The following is a 20509-nucleotide window of genomic DNA, read 5'->3' as shown; positions in this document are numbered from 1 at the left end:
GTTAGGAGTTAGGAGTTAGGAGTTAGGAGTTAGGAGTTAAGAATTAAAAGTTATTATTATTTCTTTGTTTTTCTATATATAGCAATGATGGAAATCTTTGATTATGCGATCCTGGGAGCCGGATTGGGCGGACTTTCGGCCGCAGGTTGTTTAAATCGACAAGGCTATCGGGTAGCAGTTCTAGAACAACATTATTTACCTGGTGGATGTTGTCTGACTAGTTAAAATTACCAGGGGCTTTGATCGTAGGCAAAAGTGCTGAGTACTTCTTCAATTGACTCAGCACTTCAGCACGGGCTAAACCTTAGCTTTCCGCTAACATCACTCAGTACTGAGTACTGAGTTAGTAAATTAGCAATCAAACCTTAGACGTGAGAAATCTGGATATCTCCGCGTGTGCCAACACAGCACCAGGTTCGCGCTGGAGAGCGTTGTAATACTTTCTCTCGAAGGTATTACCCGTCTCTAACGGTACAATGAGTGTACGGACATCAGCAATCAATTTTTGGAAATCTTCCAGCAATATCGGTTCATCTGCTTGGAGCATTTCATCAACTTGCACAACCATCTCAGAAATGCGATGTAGCCAAGCAAATTGTTCGTGAGCTATGACTAGCTGAAGAAGTTCTCCACTTGATACTCGTCCACTAATCTGTTCGTAGGCAATGCGTTCTGTCTCCAGCAACATCTTGTGAAGGTGGAGTAATTTGTTTCGTAAATCACGCAGATATTGATGCTGACGTATTCTTTCTGTAAGTGTGTTAGAAGTCAATGTTACTTATCCTCTCGTTACAATAGTCTTCAATGGCTTAAGTAATTTCTAAGCATTGAGAATTGGGCATTGGGATTGGGGAAGAGGTTAAAGGTAACAGGCGATCGCGATCTGTACCCTGTAACCTTTAACCTTGCTTTGATTTAGGTTTAGATGTCGATCCAGAAATACAGGCGATAGGGATCTGTACCCTGTAACCTATTCCCTTGTTCTTCCCCATGCCCTGGTGAATGAAGTTTTTTATCTATTTGGTTTCCTTGCTAAGAAGCATTATAATGAGCATATCTTTTTATAACCGTTATGTCTTATATCTGATTAATCATATATTAGCATAAAATTATAAGAAGTACACAGTGTAGAACCGAGCGAGAAAATATCAATTATGGGAAAACCATCTTCATGTCGCTAGCAAATGTAATTTTAGGTCTTCTTCAGCAGCAAGAAATGACGGGCTACGACCTCAAAACGAGCTGCTTCGATCAATGCATTGCCCATTTATGGCCAGCAGATCAGGCACAAATTTACAGAACTCTCGATAAGCTAGTTGAGCAAGGCTGGATTACCTGTAACATTGAGATTCAACACGATCGCCCCAACCGCAAAGTCTACAGTGTGACGGAGCTAGGGAAAGCGGAATTTAGGCGATGGCTAGGGATTCATCAGCCCTTACCGACTATCAGAGAACCTTTACTCGTCCAGTTGCATTTTGCAGATCAGTTGTCGAATGAAACCATCATTGATCTACTGGAGCAACAATTAGCGGCTCGAAGCAAAAAGCTGGCTGAATGTGAAACCATTGATTTGCCATCAATCGGTGATGAATCTGCCAACCGCAACCAGGTGATGCAAAGGCTGGTGCTGGAGTTGATAATCCGAAGAGAAGAGACTTATATTGATTGGTTAAAGACAGTAATCGAAGTTGTCAGTCGCCAAGAGCCATATCCATTTACCAAGAAAGAATTCAGGAGCCAGGAGGTCACTGAGCGACTTGCCTTGAGCGAAGTCGAAAGGAGTCAAAGTGAGCCAGAATCAGAATTGAATTTTGAACGAAACAGCAGATGAATCGTGGATTATTTGTAGGTTTAGTAACTTTAGATTTGATTTACCTTGCTGACTCAGCCCCTAAGAATAATCAGAAGATTGTCGCTACTGACTATACTGTAGCGGCAGGGGGCCCAGCAACAAACGCGGCTGTAACTTTCAATTATTTAGGAAATCAGGCTACAGTCTTAGGTGTAGTGGGTTCTCACCCAATGACGCAGCTAATTCGAGATGATTTGGCAAATTACAAAGTTGCGATCGCAGACCTTGAGCCTAGCACTGATTTAGTACCGCCTGTATCTTCGATTATTGTCACTCAAGCCACAGGTGAACGCGCTGTGGTTTCGATCAATGCTGTGAAAACTCAAGCTAGCAACGCATCTATTCCGCCAGATATTTTGCAGAATGTCGATATCATACTGATTGATGGACATCAGATGGCGGTTGGTGATTCCATAGCTCAAATGGCTAAAGCCAATAATATCCCAGTAGCGATCGATGGTGGTAGTTGGAAGCCTGGATTTGAGCAAATTCTACCGTTTGTAGATTATGCTATCTGTTCAGCTAATTTTTATCCCCCCAACTGCCAGACTGGAGAAGATGTTTTTAGCTATCTCAGTGGATTTGATATTCCTCACATCGCCATTACTCACGGACAAGAACCAATTGAATACTTGAGTGGCACTAAAACTGGTATCGTAAATGTGCCGCAGATTCAAGCAGTTGATACGTTAGGGGCTGGAGATATTTTCCACGGTGCTTTCTGTCATTATATTTTAAGGGAAAGCTTTACTGATGCACTGACACTGGCAGCTAATATTGCTGCTGATTCCTGTAAATTTTTTGGTACTCGGCGTTGGATGGATTTAAGATAATTCGTAATTCGTAATTTGTAATTAGTTAGACTAAGTATCGCTGTGCGCCCCTAATCAACGTTATACATATTTTTAAATAGGCCAAATTAATGAAAGATTTACAAGAAATATTAGCGATCGCTCGTGAGGTAGGTTGGGGCGCAGCAGATATACTGCGATCGTATTACCACGGCACAGCAAAAGACCCTAATTTAGAAGTCCAATATAAGCAGAATGAGCCTGTCACTGTTGCCGATGTCGCTGTGAGTCAATACATTTTACAGAGGCTACAAGCAACTTTGGGTAATGAAGATTTTGCTTACATCAGCGAAGAAACTTATCAATCGTCAAGTAGTGGTAGACAGGCTTCTGCCCCTTGGGTATGGATAATTGACCCTTTGGATGGCACGCGAGATTTTATCGAAAAAACTGGCGACTATGCAGTTCACATTGCTTTAGTCAAAGAAACACGCCCAGTGTTGGCAGTGGTAGTAATACCAGAGGCTCATAAGTTATATTACGCTACCAAAGGCGGGGGTACATTTGTAGAAACCCGTAACGAATCTGTTCCTATACAAGTGTCTTCAGGTAAACAAATTGAAGATTTAACCTTAGTCGTTAGTCGCTCTCACCGCAACCAACGGTTAGATCGCCTGCTACAAAATTTACCCTGTCAAAATCAGAAATCTGTGGGTAGTGTAGGCTGCAAAATCGCCACCATTGTTGAGCAACAGGCAGATATCTACATTTCCCTTTCCGGCAAGTCTGCGCCCAAAGACTGGGATATAGCCGCTCCAGAATTGATTTTAACAGAAGCCGGTGGTCAGTTTACTCACTTCGATGGCACGCCGTTGCAGTATAACACTGGTGATATCAATCAATGGGGAGGTTTGCTAGCTAGTAATGGTGAATATCACGAATTACTATGTAAAAAAGCAGAAGGTATCTTAGCGCAGTTTGACCATAGCTAACGGGATACTGGATGATGAATATTTTTTAATTTGCTTTAATTTGCTTTTAAGACTGTCGATCGTGGTATGATTAATCCTATTACCAATAATAATCTTTACCTCTTAGTCCACAAGTTAATTTTGAAAACACTAAATATCTGGGCGATCGCGAGTTAATTACGATTTCCGATTAAAAGTGTAACTTGATATAGTACAAGCAAAAAAAGCCAGTCTTTAGAAAGTCTGCAAACCGTCTTTAAAGGTTTGATTTGTGAATAAAATTCACTATCAGACAATATTCAAAGACTGAATGCTGTGCTACACTCATGGACATAAAGATTATTTTCGGTTGAGTAACTCGTTTTGATTTCTAAAAACCGTCTCTCCGAATTTAACTCTCTACACTCCCTGAATTCGGAGATTTCTATGTCAATTTACGTCGGAAACCTGTCCTATCAGGTTACAGAAGAGGACCTAAAGCAGGCTTTTGCAGAATACGGAACAGTAAACCGTGTTCAACTACCCACAGATCGGGAAACAGGCCGGCCGCGTGGGTTCGCTTTTGTGGAAATGGAATCAGACACACAAGAACAAGCTGCCATTGATGCACTTGATGGTGCTGAGTGGATGGGACGTGATTTGAAAGTGAACAAAGCTAAACCCCGTGAGGAAAGAAGCAACTCCTCTCGCGGTAGCTGGGGTGGCGGTAATAATGCCCGCCGCAACAATAATCGCTACTAAGTCAATTCCTGAAAATTTCACATTTAGAGTCTCCAGCAGATAAAGCCAAAGGCTCCATTCTGCTGGAATATTTTATTTGGTATCTAGTCTTGAACTATTCATCCATATTAAGGAGGAATGAGAATGACACAAGTAGTTCTAGGAGAGAATGAAGGTATTGAATCAGCCTTGAGAAGATTTAAACGGGAAGTTTCTAAAGCAGGAATTTTCCAAGATATGAGAAAAAAGCGTCACTTTGAGACGCCGATAGAAAAAGAGAAGCGTAAAGCAATTGCTAGGCACAAACAACGTCGTCAACAACGTTCTCGCTTCAGTTAAAAGTCCAAGCAAATTTGCCCTTCGATTTGACATCTAGCCAACATCTCTTCATTGTTGTCAGTAATTAGCATACATCAATCGATAAACAACACTGTTCGTAGAATCGCTGTATTGGCTTTCGGCGCTACTGAATTATACATGTTTTCAGTTGCGTGAAGTATGGGCTTACAGCTAGCTATGCGCCCTTAACTAATATCGTGTCCGGTGAAAGACTTATAATTAAGACCACAGTTCTTGCTGGGAACTTCTTAGCTGCGGGAAAGAGGGTTTTCCCGTTTCTGCATAGATTACAGGAATTATAACTAATTAACCGGACATGATATTACTCATCTTCGCACTCACTACTTTTATCGTAAGCGATTATCCGGACATGATATAACGATTACCTAGCATTTCTCCAGGTTACGGTTATACTGCTATCATTGCTGGCTCTACTGGTCAGCTAAATTTACTGAGTATTATTTTATTCAGTGTAACAAGGGTAGCAAATTAGTACTAACAAAATTGAGACATCCTTTAGCTGGAATGTTTCAAGGTATTTTATTGTTTTCTTTTTTCTTTCAGCAGTAGATATATTAATTACAACAGCCTAGAAATAATATCAAGTCCGGGTAATTCCAGTTTAATAAGTAATCACGCGGACATGATATAACGTATGGGAACATCAGGGAGAAACCAATCCCCAATAACTAATATTTGAGGAGATTTAATGTGTCTAGTCGTAAATTATCTTTATTACTGAAAATAATATTTGTTACATTGGTTACTAGTGCTAGTAGTTTAGGTATCAGCTTGCTTTTAACCACAAGCGGATTTGAGCATTTGTTGGGAATTCTCAAGCCAAAAAGCGAGAATGCTAAAGCGAGTCACAACAAGCTGATGAGTGCAGATGCACAGAATATAAATCCAGTCACAGACCAGATAAATGAACTGCCAAAGGCTTTTCAGGGAGCAATCGTATATCAAGGGAAACTAAAACCGAATGAGAAAGTTATTGCCCTAACTTTTGATGATGGCCCCAGCCCCAAAAATACGGCACAGATTTTAGAAATCTTGAAGAAAAATGATATAAAAGCCACATTCTTCATGATCGGGGAAATGGTGAAATATTTTCCTCAAGTTGCCAAGCAAGTGGCTGCTGATGGTCACATAATTGGTAATCACACATGGCATCATTGGTATCGCCACATGGACTTAGCTACTGCGGCTAGTGAAATCGATCGTACAGCAGAAATTATCTACAAGACTACTGGAGAGAAAACTACTCTATTTCGTCCTCCTGGGGGTTTTCTGAACAATGGGCTAGCCGAATATGCCAAAAACGAGAAATATGCTGTCATGATGTGGTCAGAACAATCGGGAGATGCTGAACGTCATTCGCCTCAAGTTCCAGGGCTGGTTAAAAATGTGCTGAAATATGCAAAACCCGGTGCAATTGTACTGTTGCACGATGGGGGTGGCAACCGTTCCAAATCTGTCAAGGCTTTACCAGAAATGATCGCAGGTTTAAAAGCCCAAGGCTATAGATTTGTGACGATTCCCCAACTACTGGAAATACAAGCTCAAGAAAAAAGTGTGGAGACAGCAGCATCACCCGTAACAAATCAAGAACATCCAAACCAACAACTTAATCATCAGTGATATCATGTCCGGTCAAAGACTTATCATTAAGGCAGCAGAGGGGCAGCACTTCGGCTCATTTCGGCTACGCGGTAATTGAGCGTAGTCGAAATTCAATGACCAACGCTCAGTGACCGAGGGGCAGAGGGCAGAGGAGAAGGGTTTTTGGGTTTTTGCATAGATTCGGGAATCATAACTAATTAGCCGGACTTGATATGATATCCCAATACGGTTCGGTTAAGGTTTTTTGATGAAAATTATTGCTCGTCAAAGACGCGATAAATCGCCGTCTCTACAAAAGCGATTCATCGCGTCTCTTGCCTTGACCAAACAGTATTGAGTGATATCCTGTCCAGGTAATTAGTTAGTTTATTGGCCAGCAATGCGATTGTGTCGGCTGACAATGCTAATACAGCAATCTAAAATCGAGTTTCATACTCAACTTGGAGTTGATTGTCATCCCCCACATCAGTTGAGCCTCGCATCAGAATTTCGTCATTGACTCGATAGAGGACATTGAAACGGAAAGAGTCATCGCTAGAAAGAGCGCGTGATAAAGAGGCAGAGAAATTTTTATTAATATCAAACACACCTTCCGCTGATAAATTAAGAATTGAAGTTCTTGATGTTTTTGATTCATCATTATTAATAGATGGAGTCGGAAATATCCGAAATTCACTGAAACCAACAGCCTGTCCGATCGCAGTGATAGTTCCTTGTAAACTACCTAAAATGGTAGAACTAGCGAAATTAGTTAGCCCTTGGCCTGCATCTGCTTGTTGACCGAAAGAACCCAGAATTGAGCCACCTAGCAAAGCAACTATTTCTCCCTTACTACGGCTAGGTTCGCTCGTCAGTTCTAGATTCTCACCCAATTTACTAGCTGGCCCGTTCACCCTCGCTTGAACGGTAACGCTACGTAAAGTCCCAAAGTTGTTTACAGAAACATCACTGACTTCAGAAGACAATGGTGATTCCAAAGTTTGAGTGTTCCTTGCTGATGCTTCCGGCACAATTGCCGTCAGTCGGACATCCAAAGTCGGGTCAAGTCCTTGACTTGGAGTAAACCGCGCAGTTTGTTCATAGCCCCGCGCCAAGGTAAACTCAGTAGAAAATAAGCTGAGTCGTCCTCCTGTCAAACGAATGACTCCTTGAGGAAGCGGTTTGGCTAATGTACCATTAATGGTCAAGTCGCCTGTTGCGTCAAACCTCAATAGGGGCTGACTTAATGCCGCTCCTCCTGGTACAAAGCTGAGTAGGGACTGAGTTGCAACCCGAATATCTTTGCCTAAAATCAACTTTAAATCTGCAAACTCTACAGGTAAATTGGGTGGAGTTGCGGCGCTAGTGCTTGTGTCTGCTGTCGCCACTGGGTTAGTGCTTCCATCCACTGTAACCACTGGGTTAGTGCTTCCGTCCACTGTAGCTACTGGGTTAGCGTTATTCTCTGCTGTTGGTGTGGCGTTAGGGTTAACTTGGTTAACTTGTTGTCTATCTAGATTTATGACTTTAGTGTTAGACTCTGCTGTAGCTGCTGATTTTTTTGCCGTAGTAGGCGAGTTGCCAATAATTACCTGACCATCACTCAGTTGAATCTCTCCACCAATTACAGGTTTTAAGGCTGTGCCGCGAATCACGACATCACCACCAACACCACCTTCATACAGTCCTGCAAGCTTAAAGTTGAGTTTGTCTGCTATTGATACTGTTAGGGGATTCGCTGCGGCTTGTTGAGCATCAAAAATTGGCAAGATACCTGATGCAGTTACTTGCCCTTGATTGTAATTACCTTGGATATTTTCAACGCTTACCGTACTACCATTAAATTGTGCTGTTCCTGTGACATTCGTGAGAGGATCGGATAAGGCTTGAGCGCTAAAGGTAGCATTATTAAATGTGGCGTTGCCATTGATAATTGGTTCGGTTAAAGTACCTTTAACGTTTAAATCTACTTTTCCTTGACCGTCTACCCAAGCGACTTGATTGTTGGTTAACAGATTTAACAGTGCCAATCCTTCATTTTGCACATTGGCGTCGATGTTGATTTGATTGCTATCAGGTTGCACTTTGGCAAAAGGCAAAGGAGCAGGTACGCTACCTGTAATGGCAACTGGCTGCGTTCCTGTCACGAGTAAGGTACTATCAAAATTCAAGCGAGCGTTGTTGTAATCAAAGTTCACTTGTCCTGTTTGTACGGGTTGTTTGTTAAGGGTTGCATTCGCTAGCGCCACTTTCCCTTGAACTCTGGGGTCTTGCAAACTACCTGCTAAAGTGGCATCAGCATTTACGTTACCAGTGATATCTACGGGGTATTTTTCGATAAAAGGTTCTAAAAGTGATAAGGGCAGACTGGCTACATTCAATTTTCCAGATAGTTGATCGGTTCCTAACTGTCCTGAAAACGACACTAGTCCTCGATCGATCCCCACACTCAAGGGTGAAAGGGTGACGATACCATCGGCGAAAGTGCCTTGAGCAATGACTGGATTGATGGAATAATTACCCCATTGCCAGTTAGCACCTTGAAAATTAAAGCCAACATTCAACCCAGATTTTAACGAGCCATTGGCTGTAATTGCTCCGCTTAAAGCACCTGTTAATTCTGCAAGGCTGGGCAAAGATGCGGTTTTTTTGGTTTCAGCTTGCTGTTCTTTGGCTAGTGCTGTGGTAATATTCGAGAAATATGCTAACTGTGTTTTCAAATCTGCATTCGGCAACCTGACAGGCTCAGTTTCAAGTGCTTCTGCACCAGCTAAAGTCGGAGGCTGCAACCCAGTACTAAGGTCTTGAAAGTCGAAGATATTAAACGCTTGTAAAAGTCTCTGGATATTGGCTTGGGCAAAATTAGCTTGGAATTGAAATTGCGGGTCATTCCCTGCTTGCACATTGCCACTGAGAGCGATGTTGCTATCGCCAATTCGCAATAGACCGTTAGCCAAGCTAGCTGTACCATCGGCATAATTGATGCTACCGCGAAATTCATCGGCTGCAACTCTGGCAACGCGAGGCCCTGCGATCGCCACATCTCCCGCAATGGCATAATTATTCAGATTCACAACTAAATTACCCGATAATTGCCCTCCCAGAGGTTTCAATTGATTGTTAGGTAAAAAGCCGCCAACCAGAGCGATGGGAAACTCTTGGGCGTTAATTATCAAGTTATCTCCCTCAGTTCTCCCTGTAGTAACTGCCTCATCGCGTTTAACTAAAAATGAAGTCGGACGATAATCTGCACCTAAGTTAAGAGCAATCCGATCTTGCTTCCCAGCTAATCGCAGACTTCCTCCTTGTCCCCCTTGAAAATTCACATTTCCGGTTAAAAGTCGGTCAAACGCCAAGTTACTCACATTGAAATTCCGCAGTCGGATATTGCCATTCGCTTGGGGTACATCTGGAGTTCCTGTAACTTTTCCATTAAAATCAAGTCGCCCTGCTATTGCTACGTCCCCAGGAACTTTAAAGCCAGTATTTTGGAGGTTGAAATTCTGCGCCAGTACATTTAAATCAAATCCGGCAATTTGGGGTGCGCCAGTTGGGGGAGACTGAATAGCGATCGCACCATTAGCACTAAATCCTGAGGTACTTGCGTTTTCAACGATAATCTGCTGTCCATTCCACTGAAATCTTGCAGTCAGCGGTTTTGCCAGTTGCGCGACTCCTTGGGGAAGGCTGATTTGTCCGGCGGCGCGAATATCCGCAAGCTTGAAAGATTGTGTTGTGCCAGCTAACTGAATATTGCTATTCAGCCGTCCTCGCAGTTGTGGTGAGAAACGGTTGAGTTGAATTCGAGAAGTTTTGACAGATCCTTGCCAGCGTTGTTGTGCAAGTTGACCTTGAGCTGTGATTGTCCCACCTGCGACGTTCACAACCGCATCGGGAAAGACGATATTCTCTCCCTGTTTGGTAACAACAACTCGTCCGGTAGTGGGATAGGTAGCTTTAGGCGCTTGCACCCGCGCGACTGTTTGCAAATTGCTTAGAGTGCCGGAAATATCAGCATTTGCCGAGACATTCCCAATGGTGATGCCGGGTGAGGAATTGTAGGCTTTGGCGAGCGCATCTCCTGGTATATTTTTTGCTTGCACATTCAACGCTACCCTACCTTGAGGTGCAAGCTGAACTCGTCCGCTAGCTGTGACTTGCCCTCCCACATCTGGATTTGCTTGAACGCGAGAAACGTTGACGTTTAACGGTCTACCCAGAGAACCAGAAATTTTCGCGTTCGCAGATATACCACCAACATTAATGGGAGTTGAAATGCCGTAACCTTGAGCGATCGCATTTCCTGGAATACCTTGAGCTTGAATATCTACGCCTACCTGACCTTGGGGAGCGAGTTGAATTTGACCATTGGCTGTGATTTGTCCCCCGGCTGGTGGCGTTATCTGAACACTAGAAACATCAAGTTTCAAAGGCTGTTTGCGAAGTGAACCAGAAATTTGGGCTTTTGCTGAAACATTTCCCACTGCGATCGGTAGAGTAACGCCATAACTTTTTGCTAGTATATCTCCTGATATTCCATCAGCTTGAGCATTAAATATTACCCCATCTTTGGTTCCCAAATTAGCTTGACCGCCGCCGATAATTTGACCGCCAGCTGCGGGGACTATTTTCAGATTAGAGACAGTAAGTTGAGATGCAGTTTTGGATGCATTCAAGCGAAAATCAGTGTTGATGGTATTAAATTGAATGCGGTCAACTTGAATTGGTTTAGTGTTACTTACTGTACCGCTGACTACTGGTTGCTCAAGTGCGCCGCCTACCTGAATTTTTGCCTGAATTTCGCCACTAGCTGGGACTGACGAATTTACTTTTAATGTATCTAAGATATTTTTCGCAGTAACAGGTTTTATCTGAGCAGAAACATTAAAACCTGTTTGAGTATTAATTGTTCCATTAGCGAGAATGGGAACTTTGCCAAAGTTCGTACTCAGATTATCTAAAGTAACTGTCTGACCTTGAAATAGAAATTTCCCATTAAAATTAGAAATTGGCTGAGGAAGATTTTGAATTTTAGCGGTGACTTGATTAGCTGTAGCTGTTCCCGTAATTGCGATGTCTGAAAGTTTGGGGGGAATCTGAACCCCTAAGTCAGCATTTAAATATCCTGCTTGCAGCGCGATGGGTAACTGAATTAATCGAGTGATATCGGATGCTTGTAAATTTTGGGCTGAAAGTTGCAGGTTAGTTTGTTGAGCTTTTACTTGGGTTTCGCCAACAATTTTAGCAGCGCCTCCCCTAGTGAATTGAGTATTGAAGTCATAACCGATCCTTTGATTTTGATCGGAAAATCGGGCAATACCACCAACTCGATCTAATATGACTGAGCCTTTCGGTTTAGTCGGTGCGGCGAATGGCATCAACTCTATATTGCCATCTTGAATTTGAAGTGACTGCAACTCAGTTTGAATAAAACCTTTTCCTTCCCCAGCCTTAACTTGGGCTGTCACCCAACGACCATCTTTATCTTGTTGAATGTAGACATTGGGTTGAACTAACGTGACATCTAATACCAGTTTTCGGGTAAGGAGGAGTTGCAACGGCGAGAACTGCACATCCAAAGCTTTTGCTACCACCCGATCTGCATCGTTGGGAGTTGCTGGTATCGATAGAGAGCTAAATCTCAGACTAGAAAGCGAAAAACGTTCAACGTTCCCAACTTTTACTGGACGCCCCAGCAATTGCTCAAGATTTTGCTGTACTAACGGTGCTAAATCTTTATATACATAGTTTCTAGCCCACCAAGCACCAACTATAATTCCAACTAGTAAAACCCCACCCAGAGCCAAACTGGTACGTCCTAAAAGCAGGAGCCATAGACGACGATTAGATGGTTCCTGATTGTTTTCTGAATTTGGCGATCGCGTCATGATTGTTATTACTACCAGTAATTTTTCTGGAGTGAGGCTAGAGACAAATTAATTAGTTCTATCAGCAAGTTACAATTTATGGTTTCACAATATCAGGACTTACGCAAGAACTTTGTGGCAAGCTGCTTGTATTTTCGAGGAGAGGCTACGCCAATAAGACGCATTTGCGGTGCGTCTATGTTATTTCATGATTTTGTGTAATTCCTGAATTTCTTTCGATTAATAATTTTTCACCAGACGTTAGTTTTGTTCGTTTTGAGATTTGGAAACTTTGCTGGTATTAGGAAAATTATTTAGAATATTATGTGCATCTTCAAAAGAATTGGTATAGATATTATCTTTCACCAAGTCAGTAATTTTTTATTAAATGACTTTATAACCGCTCTTGTATATACAACTCTGGTTATAAACTTTAACTTTCCAGAATCTAACTTAGTATAGATGACAATGATGATTTAGCCTTCCATTATTCAGGAGGCAAATGTATCTGCGAACACACTTACAAAATATCTATGAATAAAGCTTAGAGGATACTTGAAAAGTGGTATGTTGTGTTAATTGAATTATTACCCCCCTTAACCCCCCCGATATATTGGGGAAAAAACAAATCTAGTTCCCTCCCCTTTATAAGGGGAGGGTTAGGGTGGGGTAAAAAATATTTTATACATCAATCATGACTTTTCAAACATCCTCTTAGGTTTACCCCAACTTATCAAATAATTTTATCCAGGAATTTATCAAGTTAAATTTGATACTCAGGCTGTGCTATTAGACATCAACACGCCGGAAATATATAGCGAATAACTACATAATCTTGAATAGCAACAAATTACTAACAAGATTCGCTACTTGTGTAGAGAAGTAGCGAATCTAAGCTTTTCGATTACTGTTTTACAAACTTAATCAATCATTATCAGATGGATCGTCAATCATTTCTGGTACTAAAGCTGGGTTACTTCTACGTTCTTCTGGTGATTGCTCTCGAATAACATCGTCTATTCTCGCAGGGTGTTTGATTTTGTCCAAAACCTCTGGACTTAATTGTGATGGATCGCCTTCTGGATTAGACTTTTCAGCTTGACTAGGAACTGTTTCCTTATTCATAACTCTTTCCTTAAACCCTAAACTTATATGCCAAGCTTAAGTTCTTCTATGGTGGGCTACACACTATCTTGGGACTTAATTTCACATCATAGTGGGTGAGGTGAGAAAGGCGATCGCTTAACGAAACAGCAATATTGGCGTCAGTCACCAGAAATCAGTTGGGTATTTTGAACGAAAGAGTTGATAGTGCAGCGTCTTTGGCTTTGCTTTTAAATTCTGACTTCTGAATTCTTCTTCAAGAATTGGGGTTTTTGGCTAACCCAGAAATAAATGTCATGAAAGCTTGACATTGTGTTCGTTGCTAAACACCTAGATTGCTCCAATTATCATGATTTCATGACAATAAGATCCCAGAAGGGCTGATAAATTCGTGAAACAGGCAAAAAACCTACTTATGACCCCTTGATCCCTAGATATGCTTAGTGGTTAATATAGACTTAACAAATAGAAATCCTCCGATCCCAAAGAAATGCTAATTTTGGCATCATGAGGAGTTGAAAGGATGTTGGCTCAATTTAAAAACAGATTAAAAAACTTAAAAACTGGGCAAAACCAGGAGTCAGGAATAAGAAATTCATCTGGAATGGATGAGATTTTACATAGCATTCTTTAACCAGGGGAAATCATTTACCGCTTAAACTACTGGAGGCCAAATTAATGGCAAAAGAACGCCCGCCACTAGAGGAGATGACCTTACGCCAACTACGCAAAGTTGCTAGCGAATATAGCATCTCTCGCTATAGCCGAATGCGTAAATCACAACTGCTGACATCAATACAAGAAGTCCAGCGTAGCAAAAACTTACTCAGTCCATCTCGTTCATTGGAGGCACAAGAAACCGTGGAAGCTGCAAAGTTTGAATTAGGTCAGGAAGATCGTACTGGCGGATCTTTGGCTGATGTTGATGAAGGACTCGCAGATTTGCCCTCTGGCTATGGTGAAAGCCGGATTGTACTCTTACCGCGCGATCCTCAATGGGCTTACACTTACTGGGATGTTCCCAATGAACACAAAGAGGAACTGCGTCGGCAAGGCGGACAACAACTAGCACTACGGATTTATGATGTCACCGACATAGATATCGAATACCAAAGCCCACATAGCATTCAAGAATATCCTGCTGATGAACTAGCTAGAGAATGGTATCTACCAGTTCCAGTTAGCGATCGCGATTATGTGATTGATATCGGCTATCGTGCTGCTGATGGTCGCTGGTTAGTACTAGCTCGTTCTAGTAAAGTACACATTCCTCCCGTCTATCCTTCTGACTGGATTGAGGATGTCTTCATCACTGTCAATTTTGAAGAAGATTTACGTGGCAAAACTCAGTACGAACTAGTTCCCCCTGCCAAGAAGGTTGCAGCTACCGCCAATGGTAATGTTGGTAATGCTGTGAATGGCAGCAACCCCATCTACGACGAAATATTTGGTTTAGCAGAATCTGCCGAAGCACTACGGGTTGCTGGTTCTATCTTCGGCTCCCAACAAGGTGCAGCGCGTCCCGAACAAGCTATTAGCTCCTACATTTTCCCATCGGGTGTAGGTCTGTGGGCTGTTCCTACCGTGTCTGGCTTAACCGCTTCCGGTGCAGGTATGTCAGGTGTTGGCTTCTCGGCTTCCGCCGTACCAGTGCGTCCGCGCAAGTTCTGGTTAATTGCTGATGCTGAGTTGATAGTCTACGGTGCAACCGAACCCGATGCTAATGTAACTATTGGTGGCCGTCCAATTAAGCTGAATCCAGATGGAACATTCCGCTTCCAGATGTCCTTCCAGGATGGTTTAATTGACTACCCAATTTTGGCTGTAGCTGCTGATGGCGAGCAAACCCGCTCGATTCAGATGAAATTTAACCGTGAGACACCATCTCGGAATACTAACACCAAAGAAGAAGCTGTCTTAGAATGGTTCTCTTAAGGTTTGGTTCTGAGATTGACTCCAGACTGAAATTTTAAATTATTCCCCGCTATAGTAATTCTGTAGCGGTTTTTTTTGCATTATATGTCCACAAAAAAATTATTTTTGTTATTTATTTTGATAATTAGTGCAAGCTTATTATCAGGTTGTCAAAAGATGGAAGCAAATTTAGTTCCAAAAGCGTCTAAAAGTTGCCCTGGCAAAGATGCCAAGTTTAGTATTGATTTTTTTAAAACCAATAATCAAGGTAAAAAAAATCCTAAAGGTATTAACAATGTAATTATTTTTAATCCCAAATCAGCAGAATTAGATTTCAAAGTTAATGTTGGACTATCTCATAAACTTTACGCCAAAGATAGTAGAGGGAAACTGCGTAAAGAATATGTAGCAAAACAGTTTCATGAACTCATCGCCGATGAAAATGCCAAGTTAAACGGACAGCTACCCATTGCCGCAATTAATGCCGACTATATAGATACTGATAATAAACCCCAAGGCTTAAATATTTCTCGTGGCGTAGAGTATTCAGGAGCATTTAAAAATAAACGTTCTTCCTTTGGGATATCAGGAGGTACACCCCAGCAGCGACAGGCTACTATTCAAACTGGCAGAAGAACGAGCGATATTCTCAATTACAATTTAGTGGGCGGTAATGGCAGATTCTATCGTCAGGGTAAATTTAAAGATATTTGCCAAGATTTGGGAGAATTTGCTTGTAAAAATGCGACTAATCGCTCTTTGGCAGCTATCACCAATCAAGGCTATGTAATCTTATTAGTTAATGACTTGAAAGCTAATTCTAAAATTGAATTATCACAACTTAATCAAGAGTTACTGCCAGATATGTTTGATAATGTCTTAGAAGGTATTGCTAGCAATAACTGTTTAGGTAAGATACAAGAAGGGATTTTATTTGATGGAGGTATGTCTCCAGGATTGTATTACAACCAGAAAATTTATGTAGAAAACCTTGGGCCGATTGGTTCAGTTTTTTTGATTTACAAAAAATAAAATAGTTATAATTCCCAGAGTTATTGCAGCCCTCCCCGATGCTTTGGCGGGGAGGGGTGATTCGTGTTTAATACAATAGGGTTCAGGTTTTTGAGACACGATAAATCGCCGTCTCTACAAATATTTTCCCTCGTTCCCAGTCTGAGACTGGGAACGAGATAGAATGCTTATTTACGACTTTATGATTCATCTTGATTTTTAGTTTTTTGATGAGAAAAGCGAATTCCGACAAAGATATCGTAAATAAACTCTAAAAAGTCTTTCTTTTGTAGTAACCCTGAAGTTTGATAACAGCCTTTTTCATCTAACAAAGGCTTCATTAGATAGTATGTAGACTGATATTTGTACCAGGGAATACAAGTCCATAAATGATGAATTAAATGGTAGTTCTGACCTAAAATCAGGATGTTAAGAATTGGGCTAGGGTATACACGAGCATTTTTCCAGCGATCGCGTTCAACAAAGGGACGATGGGGCAAATAATCAAAAAACAAACCCAGTACTAATCCCACGATACCAGAAGGTACAACCCAAAAATTGAGAACGTACATTAAAAAATGATATTGAACTGAGATATAAACAATTGCAACAACAATTGAGCGGCTAATTAACCATTCCCATAGCTCATATTTGCGCCACAGTCGCCGTCGAAAGAAAAACACCTCGTGGGACAAGAATCGAAATGCAATCATCCACAGCGGCCCACCTGTAGAAACAAAATGATCTGGGTCATCTTTGGGATGGTTTACATGAGCATGATGCTGCAAATGTACTCGTGTAAACACTGGAAAAACGAACCCTAGCATCAGGGCGCTACCATGCCCTAATATGGCATTAATGACTCGATTGCGGTGGGCAGATTGGTGACAAGCATCATGAATTACTGTTCCAGAACAATGCAGAGCAATAGTGTTAGAAATAAAACACAGCCAGTCTGGCCATTGCCAAAGCCAGTAACCGCAATGAGATGACACCAGTACTGTCACAGATGCAAAAAACAGTTGTAGTGTAGGATTGAAATCACCAGGAGGCACTAACAATTCCTTTGGTGGAGCTTTCAGTATTTTTTCTGCTTTTGAAGTTACCGTTATTACTTCTGGATCTACTACGTCTTTAAAGATGACTTCCAAGTTGTTGCCATTTAGCTTTTTATAGTCATCAACGCCTGGGTCGATGATGATTAGGCTTTTGTCCGGGATGTCAAAAAAATTAGGATCTAAAGAGGTCATAATTTTCCTGGTCGTGATTCGTTGATAAAATGAGTTTTAAATCCCAAACTCAGCCAGCACAGAATAGATTTCTTGCCCCGATTAAAGAGATGAAAAGATTGAAAGTTTAACCAATACTCTTCTCTATTCAAATTAGGTATGGACTGTAAGAGATAGGGAATAGTAAAAATTTTTGAATTTTTTGCTACATTACATGCATAAACAAAATATTTGATTTTTCATTTTGAGAGTTGCTCCTGTTACTCAATAATGCCAGCAACAACAGCATACATAGATTTTGGTTTGATATCGACATTTATCGATTTGCCCAGTCAATGTTTTTTGCGATGTGCTGAAATTGTGCTTTGTTATTGCTTTTGTGAAAAGCAATTTTCAACAATATAAAGAATACAGTTATTTTAACGATCGATGCAAGAGTTTTATCGGAATTTGACGTATAATAAAAATATTTTAGACATAAATATCATACTTCTAACAAAAATATATATTTTATTTGCTTACATAAAAATTTCATCCCTGGCTCTGGATGATGCAATAAGTATATATACTAGCGATCGCTTATCCTCTTTCGATTCCATGCAGTTTTGCTGTCTTCTTCTTTTAACCAAAAATCCATCGCTGGATACTGGTAGCCAGAATAAGCAAAGGTTCGTGCAAACCATGACACTTCTTTGTGGAGCATACCACTTTCTACTCTGATTCTGAGTTCGAGACCACCAAAAAGATCAAATTTCTATATTATTTAAGAACAAAGATTTTGCTATGCGTCAATTATTACTAGTTTTGTCCAGTATACTAACTCTCAGCAGTTTAAATCCCCTCGCCATGACAATAGCAGGCACAACGCCTGATTTATCTGAGATGCGCTTAGTTCAAAAGCTCAACTGCAATAATCCTCAAACTCAAGCGGCAATTAATGAATGTACAAAGTTGTCTTATCAGAATGCAGATAAAAAACTGAATCAGGTTTATCAACAATTGATATCTTCATTAGAAAGGCCTAGAAAACAAAAATTGATTGCTGCACAACTAGCATGGATCAAGTTTCGAGATACCAATTGTGAGTTTGAAAGAAGTAGATATGAGGGCGGAAGTATTGCCTCTAGCATTTATTTTGGTTGTTTGGAAGATACTACAAAACTGCGTACCCAACAATTACAAGAATATCTGAAAACTGACCCTTAAGCTGAAAGCAGGTTAGAAGAAGCTTTTAGAGATTATATTTGTTGCATGAATTTAAAGTCCTCACCCTAAATCTCTCTCCCAGGCTCTACCGTGTATACACAAGTCTCAAGTAGTTGATAAATCTTGGTTTTACCCCACCCTAACCCTCCCCTTATAAAAGGGCTACGGTGTACACACAAGTTATCGAATTACCCCACCCTAACCCTCCCCGTATGTATTGGGGAGGGAACTAGATTTTCTTGTTTCCCCCCTTTCCAAGGGGGGATTAAGGGGGGTAATTTGACTTGTGTATACACCGTAGCTTCAGGCTTGGGAGAGGGACTTTTAAATTTGCATTTGTGCAAGAGGTTTATTGAGTCAGAGACTCAATGAATGCATTCCCAGGCGGCAGCCTGGGAACGAGGAAATGGAAACTAGAGTAATTATCTTTTTTTGAGATTAACGCAAACCTAAAATTTCGGAAATCGCCGCTACAATATCTAAATAAAAATTGCCTTTCACCGCCCGAAATAACTCAAATTTAGAGTCAGGGGCACCAAAAAACGGTCTGAGAAACCATCCCAATTGCATACCAACAAAGGCATAAAGCAATAACCAGGATCTTAAAATAGTGGTGCGGGTTTTTTTACCAACTTCATCTTGTTGAGAAAGTAATTGCATTCCTTCATACAGGAATTTAACGCCAAATATGCCTGTAATACCAAAAATGAACACATTCAGCAGTTTAAAAAATTGATAAGAATCGGGTGTAGTTATTAGAAAAAATAGCGTCACGGGTGCCAAGCTAAATAAAAGTACGCTAATCACTGACACAGATGTGAGTAATACAACGAAATGCTGTAGAATACTGCTCCGAGAACCAAACAAAACATTAAAAAAGAATAACGTCGGGAAACAAATAATCAGTGTGATTAAATAGAATACCGGAAGTTTAATAGCACCAGATAATGCCTGTGCCCAACTGTGGGATGCACCGATAATTGCTCCATAAAGGGCAAAGAAAATGGAACTAGATACGAATAGAGAAGTTATTTTATTTTGTAATCGCACTCCCTGACGAATTTCTTCTAAGAACGACTGGCGATCGCGCAGTAAATTAACTAAAACTCCAAATTGTTGAATTCCGCGATTTTGCTTTTTCAGCATATTTTTTAGTTTGTATATTTTGGGGTATTGCTAACGACTAATTAACGGAATCCAAAGAGATAGCTAAGAGATTTAATCACGCTTAAATAGAAATTACCTTCTCTTTCGCGGAATAGTTCAAAGACAGAACCAGGTGTGCCAAAAAACGGTCTGAGAGTCCATCCTAACTGACTGCCTACGAATGCGTAAAGAAATAGCCAAAATTGCAAAATTTTCTGGCGTGTCTTACTACCTTCATTATCTTGTTCTAAAACTAAACTCGTGGCTTGATATAAAGATGAAACACCAATAAATCCAGTGATGGCAAAGATAAAGACATTTAACAAAATTAAAAATTGGTAATTATTAGTGGTAATTAAGAAAAAGAGTGTGATTGGAGCAAAGCTAAACAAAAGTACGCTGGTGACTGAAACTGCAGTTAAGACTAATGCTAAATGCTGGGCAAAACTCCGTTTGGAACCAAAAATAATGTTGGCAAAGAACAACGTCGGGATACAAATCAAAAGTGTGATTAAATAAAGGGCTGGGAGTTTAATGGCGGAAGATATAGCTTGCATCCAGCTATGATATGCACCAATGATTCCGCCATAAGCAGCGATAAATAAAGAACTGCAAACCAAGAGCGAAATGATTTTATTTGGTAATCTCGTACCTTGACGAATTTCCTCTAGAAAACCTTGGCGATCGCGCAGGAATCCAATCAGCACTGCAAAGTATTTTATTCCTGAAGATTTCCGTTCAATCATGTTATCCT

Annotated in this window: 15 protein-coding genes and 2 pseudogenes; 10 read left to right on the top strand and 7 right to left on the bottom strand. The window is 40.9% G+C overall.

From position 1 onward, the window contains the following. Window positions 1–87: 87 nt before the first annotated feature. A pseudogene (locus NSTC731_RS32515) lies at window positions 88–219 on the top strand (NAD(P)-binding protein); the annotation flags it as partial. A 139-nt stretch (window positions 220–358) separates the two neighbouring features. On the opposite strand, the gene NSTC731_RS32510 reads toward NSTC731_RS32515, so the two are convergent. Continuing rightward, on the bottom strand, window positions 359–772 hold the full coding sequence (locus tag NSTC731_RS32510) for a hypothetical protein (RefSeq protein ID WP_445628548.1): 414 nt from the start codon (window positions 770–772) through the stop codon (window positions 359–361). A gap of 399 nt (window positions 773–1171) precedes the next feature. On the opposite strand from NSTC731_RS32510, the pseudogene NSTC731_RS32505 reads away from it, so the two are divergent. The 6 genes and pseudogenes from NSTC731_RS32505 to NSTC731_RS32480 form a co-directional block, all read left to right on the top strand. Further along, window positions 1172–1705: pseudogene (locus NSTC731_RS32505) on the top strand (PadR family transcriptional regulator); the annotation flags it as partial. A 125-nt stretch (window positions 1706–1830) separates the two neighbouring features. After that, a complete protein-coding gene (locus tag NSTC731_RS32500; protein WP_445628547.1) occupies window positions 1831–2688 on the top strand; it encodes a sugar kinase in 858 nt (285 codons plus the stop codon). Window positions 2689–2777: 89 nt separating this feature from the next. Then, window positions 2778–3638 carry a 3'(2'),5'-bisphosphate nucleotidase CysQ family protein gene (locus NSTC731_RS32495; RefSeq protein WP_445628546.1) on the top strand — a complete coding sequence of 287 codons (861 nt, stop codon included), beginning with the start codon at window positions 2778–2780 and terminating at the stop codon, window positions 3636–3638. 405 nt (window positions 3639–4043) lie between these two features. Further along, window positions 4044–4358, top strand: a complete 315-nt coding sequence (locus NSTC731_RS32490) for an RNA recognition motif domain-containing protein (protein WP_194047264.1) — start codon at window positions 4044–4046, stop codon at window positions 4356–4358. A 123-nt stretch (window positions 4359–4481) separates the two neighbouring features. Continuing rightward, window positions 4482–4676, top strand: a complete 195-nt coding sequence (rpsU, locus tag NSTC731_RS32485) for a 30S ribosomal protein S21 (RefSeq protein WP_292717212.1) — start codon at window positions 4482–4484, stop codon at window positions 4674–4676. A gap of 711 nt (window positions 4677–5387) precedes the next feature. Beyond that, window positions 5388–6317, top strand: coding sequence for a polysaccharide deacetylase family protein (locus NSTC731_RS32480; RefSeq protein WP_445628545.1), 930 nt, complete (start codon window positions 5388–5390; stop codon window positions 6315–6317). Between the two features lie 398 nt (window positions 6318–6715). Here NSTC731_RS32480 and NSTC731_RS32475 read toward each other — a convergent pair whose 3' ends face one another. Together NSTC731_RS32475 and NSTC731_RS32470 are read right to left on the bottom strand one after the other, a co-directional pair. Beyond that, the gene (locus NSTC731_RS32475; protein WP_445628544.1) at window positions 6716–12166 is read right to left on the bottom strand and encodes a translocation/assembly module TamB domain-containing protein; all 5451 of its coding nucleotides are present in this window, start codon (window positions 12164–12166) and stop codon (window positions 6716–6718) included. A 903-nt stretch (window positions 12167–13069) separates the two neighbouring features. Beyond that, entirely contained in the window at window positions 13070–13270 is a 201-nt protein-coding gene (locus NSTC731_RS32470) for a hypothetical protein (protein ID WP_335007072.1), read from the bottom strand. Between the two features lie 657 nt (window positions 13271–13927). Between NSTC731_RS32470 and NSTC731_RS32465 the strand changes: the two genes are divergently transcribed. Beyond that, window positions 13928–15184, top strand: a complete 1257-nt coding sequence (locus NSTC731_RS32465) for a DUF4912 domain-containing protein (protein ID WP_445628543.1) — start codon at window positions 13928–13930, stop codon at window positions 15182–15184. Window positions 15185–15268: 84 nt separating this feature from the next. Next, the gene (locus NSTC731_RS32460; RefSeq protein WP_445628542.1) at window positions 15269–16195 is read left to right on the top strand and encodes a phosphodiester glycosidase family protein; all 927 of its coding nucleotides are present in this window, start codon (window positions 15269–15271) and stop codon (window positions 16193–16195) included. Between the two features lie 179 nt (window positions 16196–16374). Here the strand turns inward: NSTC731_RS32460 and crtR are convergent, their stop codons facing one another. Further along, window positions 16375–17424 (bottom strand): beta-carotene hydroxylase, encoded by a 1050-nt coding sequence (gene crtR, locus NSTC731_RS32455; protein ID WP_445628541.1) that lies wholly within the window; start codon window positions 17422–17424, stop codon window positions 16375–16377. 547 nt (window positions 17425–17971) lie between these two features. Then, window positions 17972–18106 carry a hypothetical protein gene (locus NSTC731_RS32450; RefSeq protein WP_445628540.1) on the bottom strand — a complete coding sequence of 45 codons (135 nt, stop codon included), beginning with the start codon at window positions 18104–18106 and terminating at the stop codon, window positions 17972–17974. Window positions 18107–18186: 80 nt separating this feature from the next. On the opposite strand from NSTC731_RS32450, the gene NSTC731_RS32445 reads away from it, so the two are divergent. Further along, window positions 18187–18609, top strand: coding sequence for a lysozyme inhibitor LprI family protein (locus NSTC731_RS32445; protein ID WP_445628539.1), 423 nt, complete (start codon window positions 18187–18189; stop codon window positions 18607–18609). A gap of 438 nt (window positions 18610–19047) precedes the next feature. Here the strand turns inward: NSTC731_RS32445 and NSTC731_RS32440 are convergent, their stop codons facing one another. Both NSTC731_RS32440 and NSTC731_RS32435 read right to left on the bottom strand, forming a co-directional pair. Next, complete coding sequence (locus NSTC731_RS32440; RefSeq protein ID WP_322710812.1) at window positions 19048–19755, bottom strand: actin-binding WH2 domain-containing protein; 708 nt, start codon at window positions 19753–19755, stop codon at window positions 19048–19050. Between the two features lie 41 nt (window positions 19756–19796). Further along, complete coding sequence (locus NSTC731_RS32435; RefSeq protein WP_445628538.1) at window positions 19797–20501, bottom strand: actin-binding WH2 domain-containing protein; 705 nt, start codon at window positions 20499–20501, stop codon at window positions 19797–19799. Between the last annotated feature and the right edge of the window lie 8 nt (window positions 20502–20509).

This window comes from Nostoc sp. DSM 114167, assembly GCF_052692655.1.
This window is presented reverse-complemented; position numbering and strand designations above follow the sequence as displayed.

Coding starts and splice junctions, on each gene's coding strand:
- NSTC731_RS32475 (WP_445628544.1), bottom strand. CDS start 12,166: ATGACGCGATCGCCAAATTCAGAAAACAATCAGGAACCATCTAATCGT.
- NSTC731_RS32490 (WP_194047264.1), top strand. CDS start 4,044: ATGTCAATTTACGTCGGAAACCTGTCCTATCAGGTTACAGAAGAGGAC.
- NSTC731_RS32495 (WP_445628546.1), top strand. CDS start 2,778: ATGAAAGATTTACAAGAAATATTAGCGATCGCTCGTGAGGTAGGTTGG.
- NSTC731_RS32435 (WP_445628538.1), bottom strand. CDS start 20,501: ATGATTGAACGGAAATCTTCAGGAATAAAATACTTTGCAGTGCTGATT.
- NSTC731_RS32500 (WP_445628547.1), top strand. CDS start 1,831: ATGAATCGTGGATTATTTGTAGGTTTAGTAACTTTAGATTTGATTTAC.
- NSTC731_RS32445 (WP_445628539.1), top strand. CDS start 18,187: ATGCGTCAATTATTACTAGTTTTGTCCAGTATACTAACTCTCAGCAGT.
- crtR (WP_445628541.1), bottom strand. CDS start 17,424: ATGACCTCTTTAGATCCTAATTTTTTTGACATCCCGGACAAAAGCCTA.
- rpsU (WP_292717212.1), top strand. CDS start 4,482: ATGACACAAGTAGTTCTAGGAGAGAATGAAGGTATTGAATCAGCCTTG.
- NSTC731_RS32460 (WP_445628542.1), top strand. CDS start 15,269: ATGTCCACAAAAAAATTATTTTTGTTATTTATTTTGATAATTAGTGCA.
- NSTC731_RS32470 (WP_335007072.1), bottom strand. CDS start 13,270: ATGAATAAGGAAACAGTTCCTAGTCAAGCTGAAAAGTCTAATCCAGAA.
- NSTC731_RS32440 (WP_322710812.1), bottom strand. CDS start 19,755: ATGCTGAAAAAGCAAAATCGCGGAATTCAACAATTTGGAGTTTTAGTT.
- NSTC731_RS32450 (WP_445628540.1), bottom strand. CDS start 18,106: ATGCTCCACAAAGAAGTGTCATGGTTTGCACGAACCTTTGCTTATTCT.
- NSTC731_RS32465 (WP_445628543.1), top strand. CDS start 13,928: ATGGCAAAAGAACGCCCGCCACTAGAGGAGATGACCTTACGCCAACTA.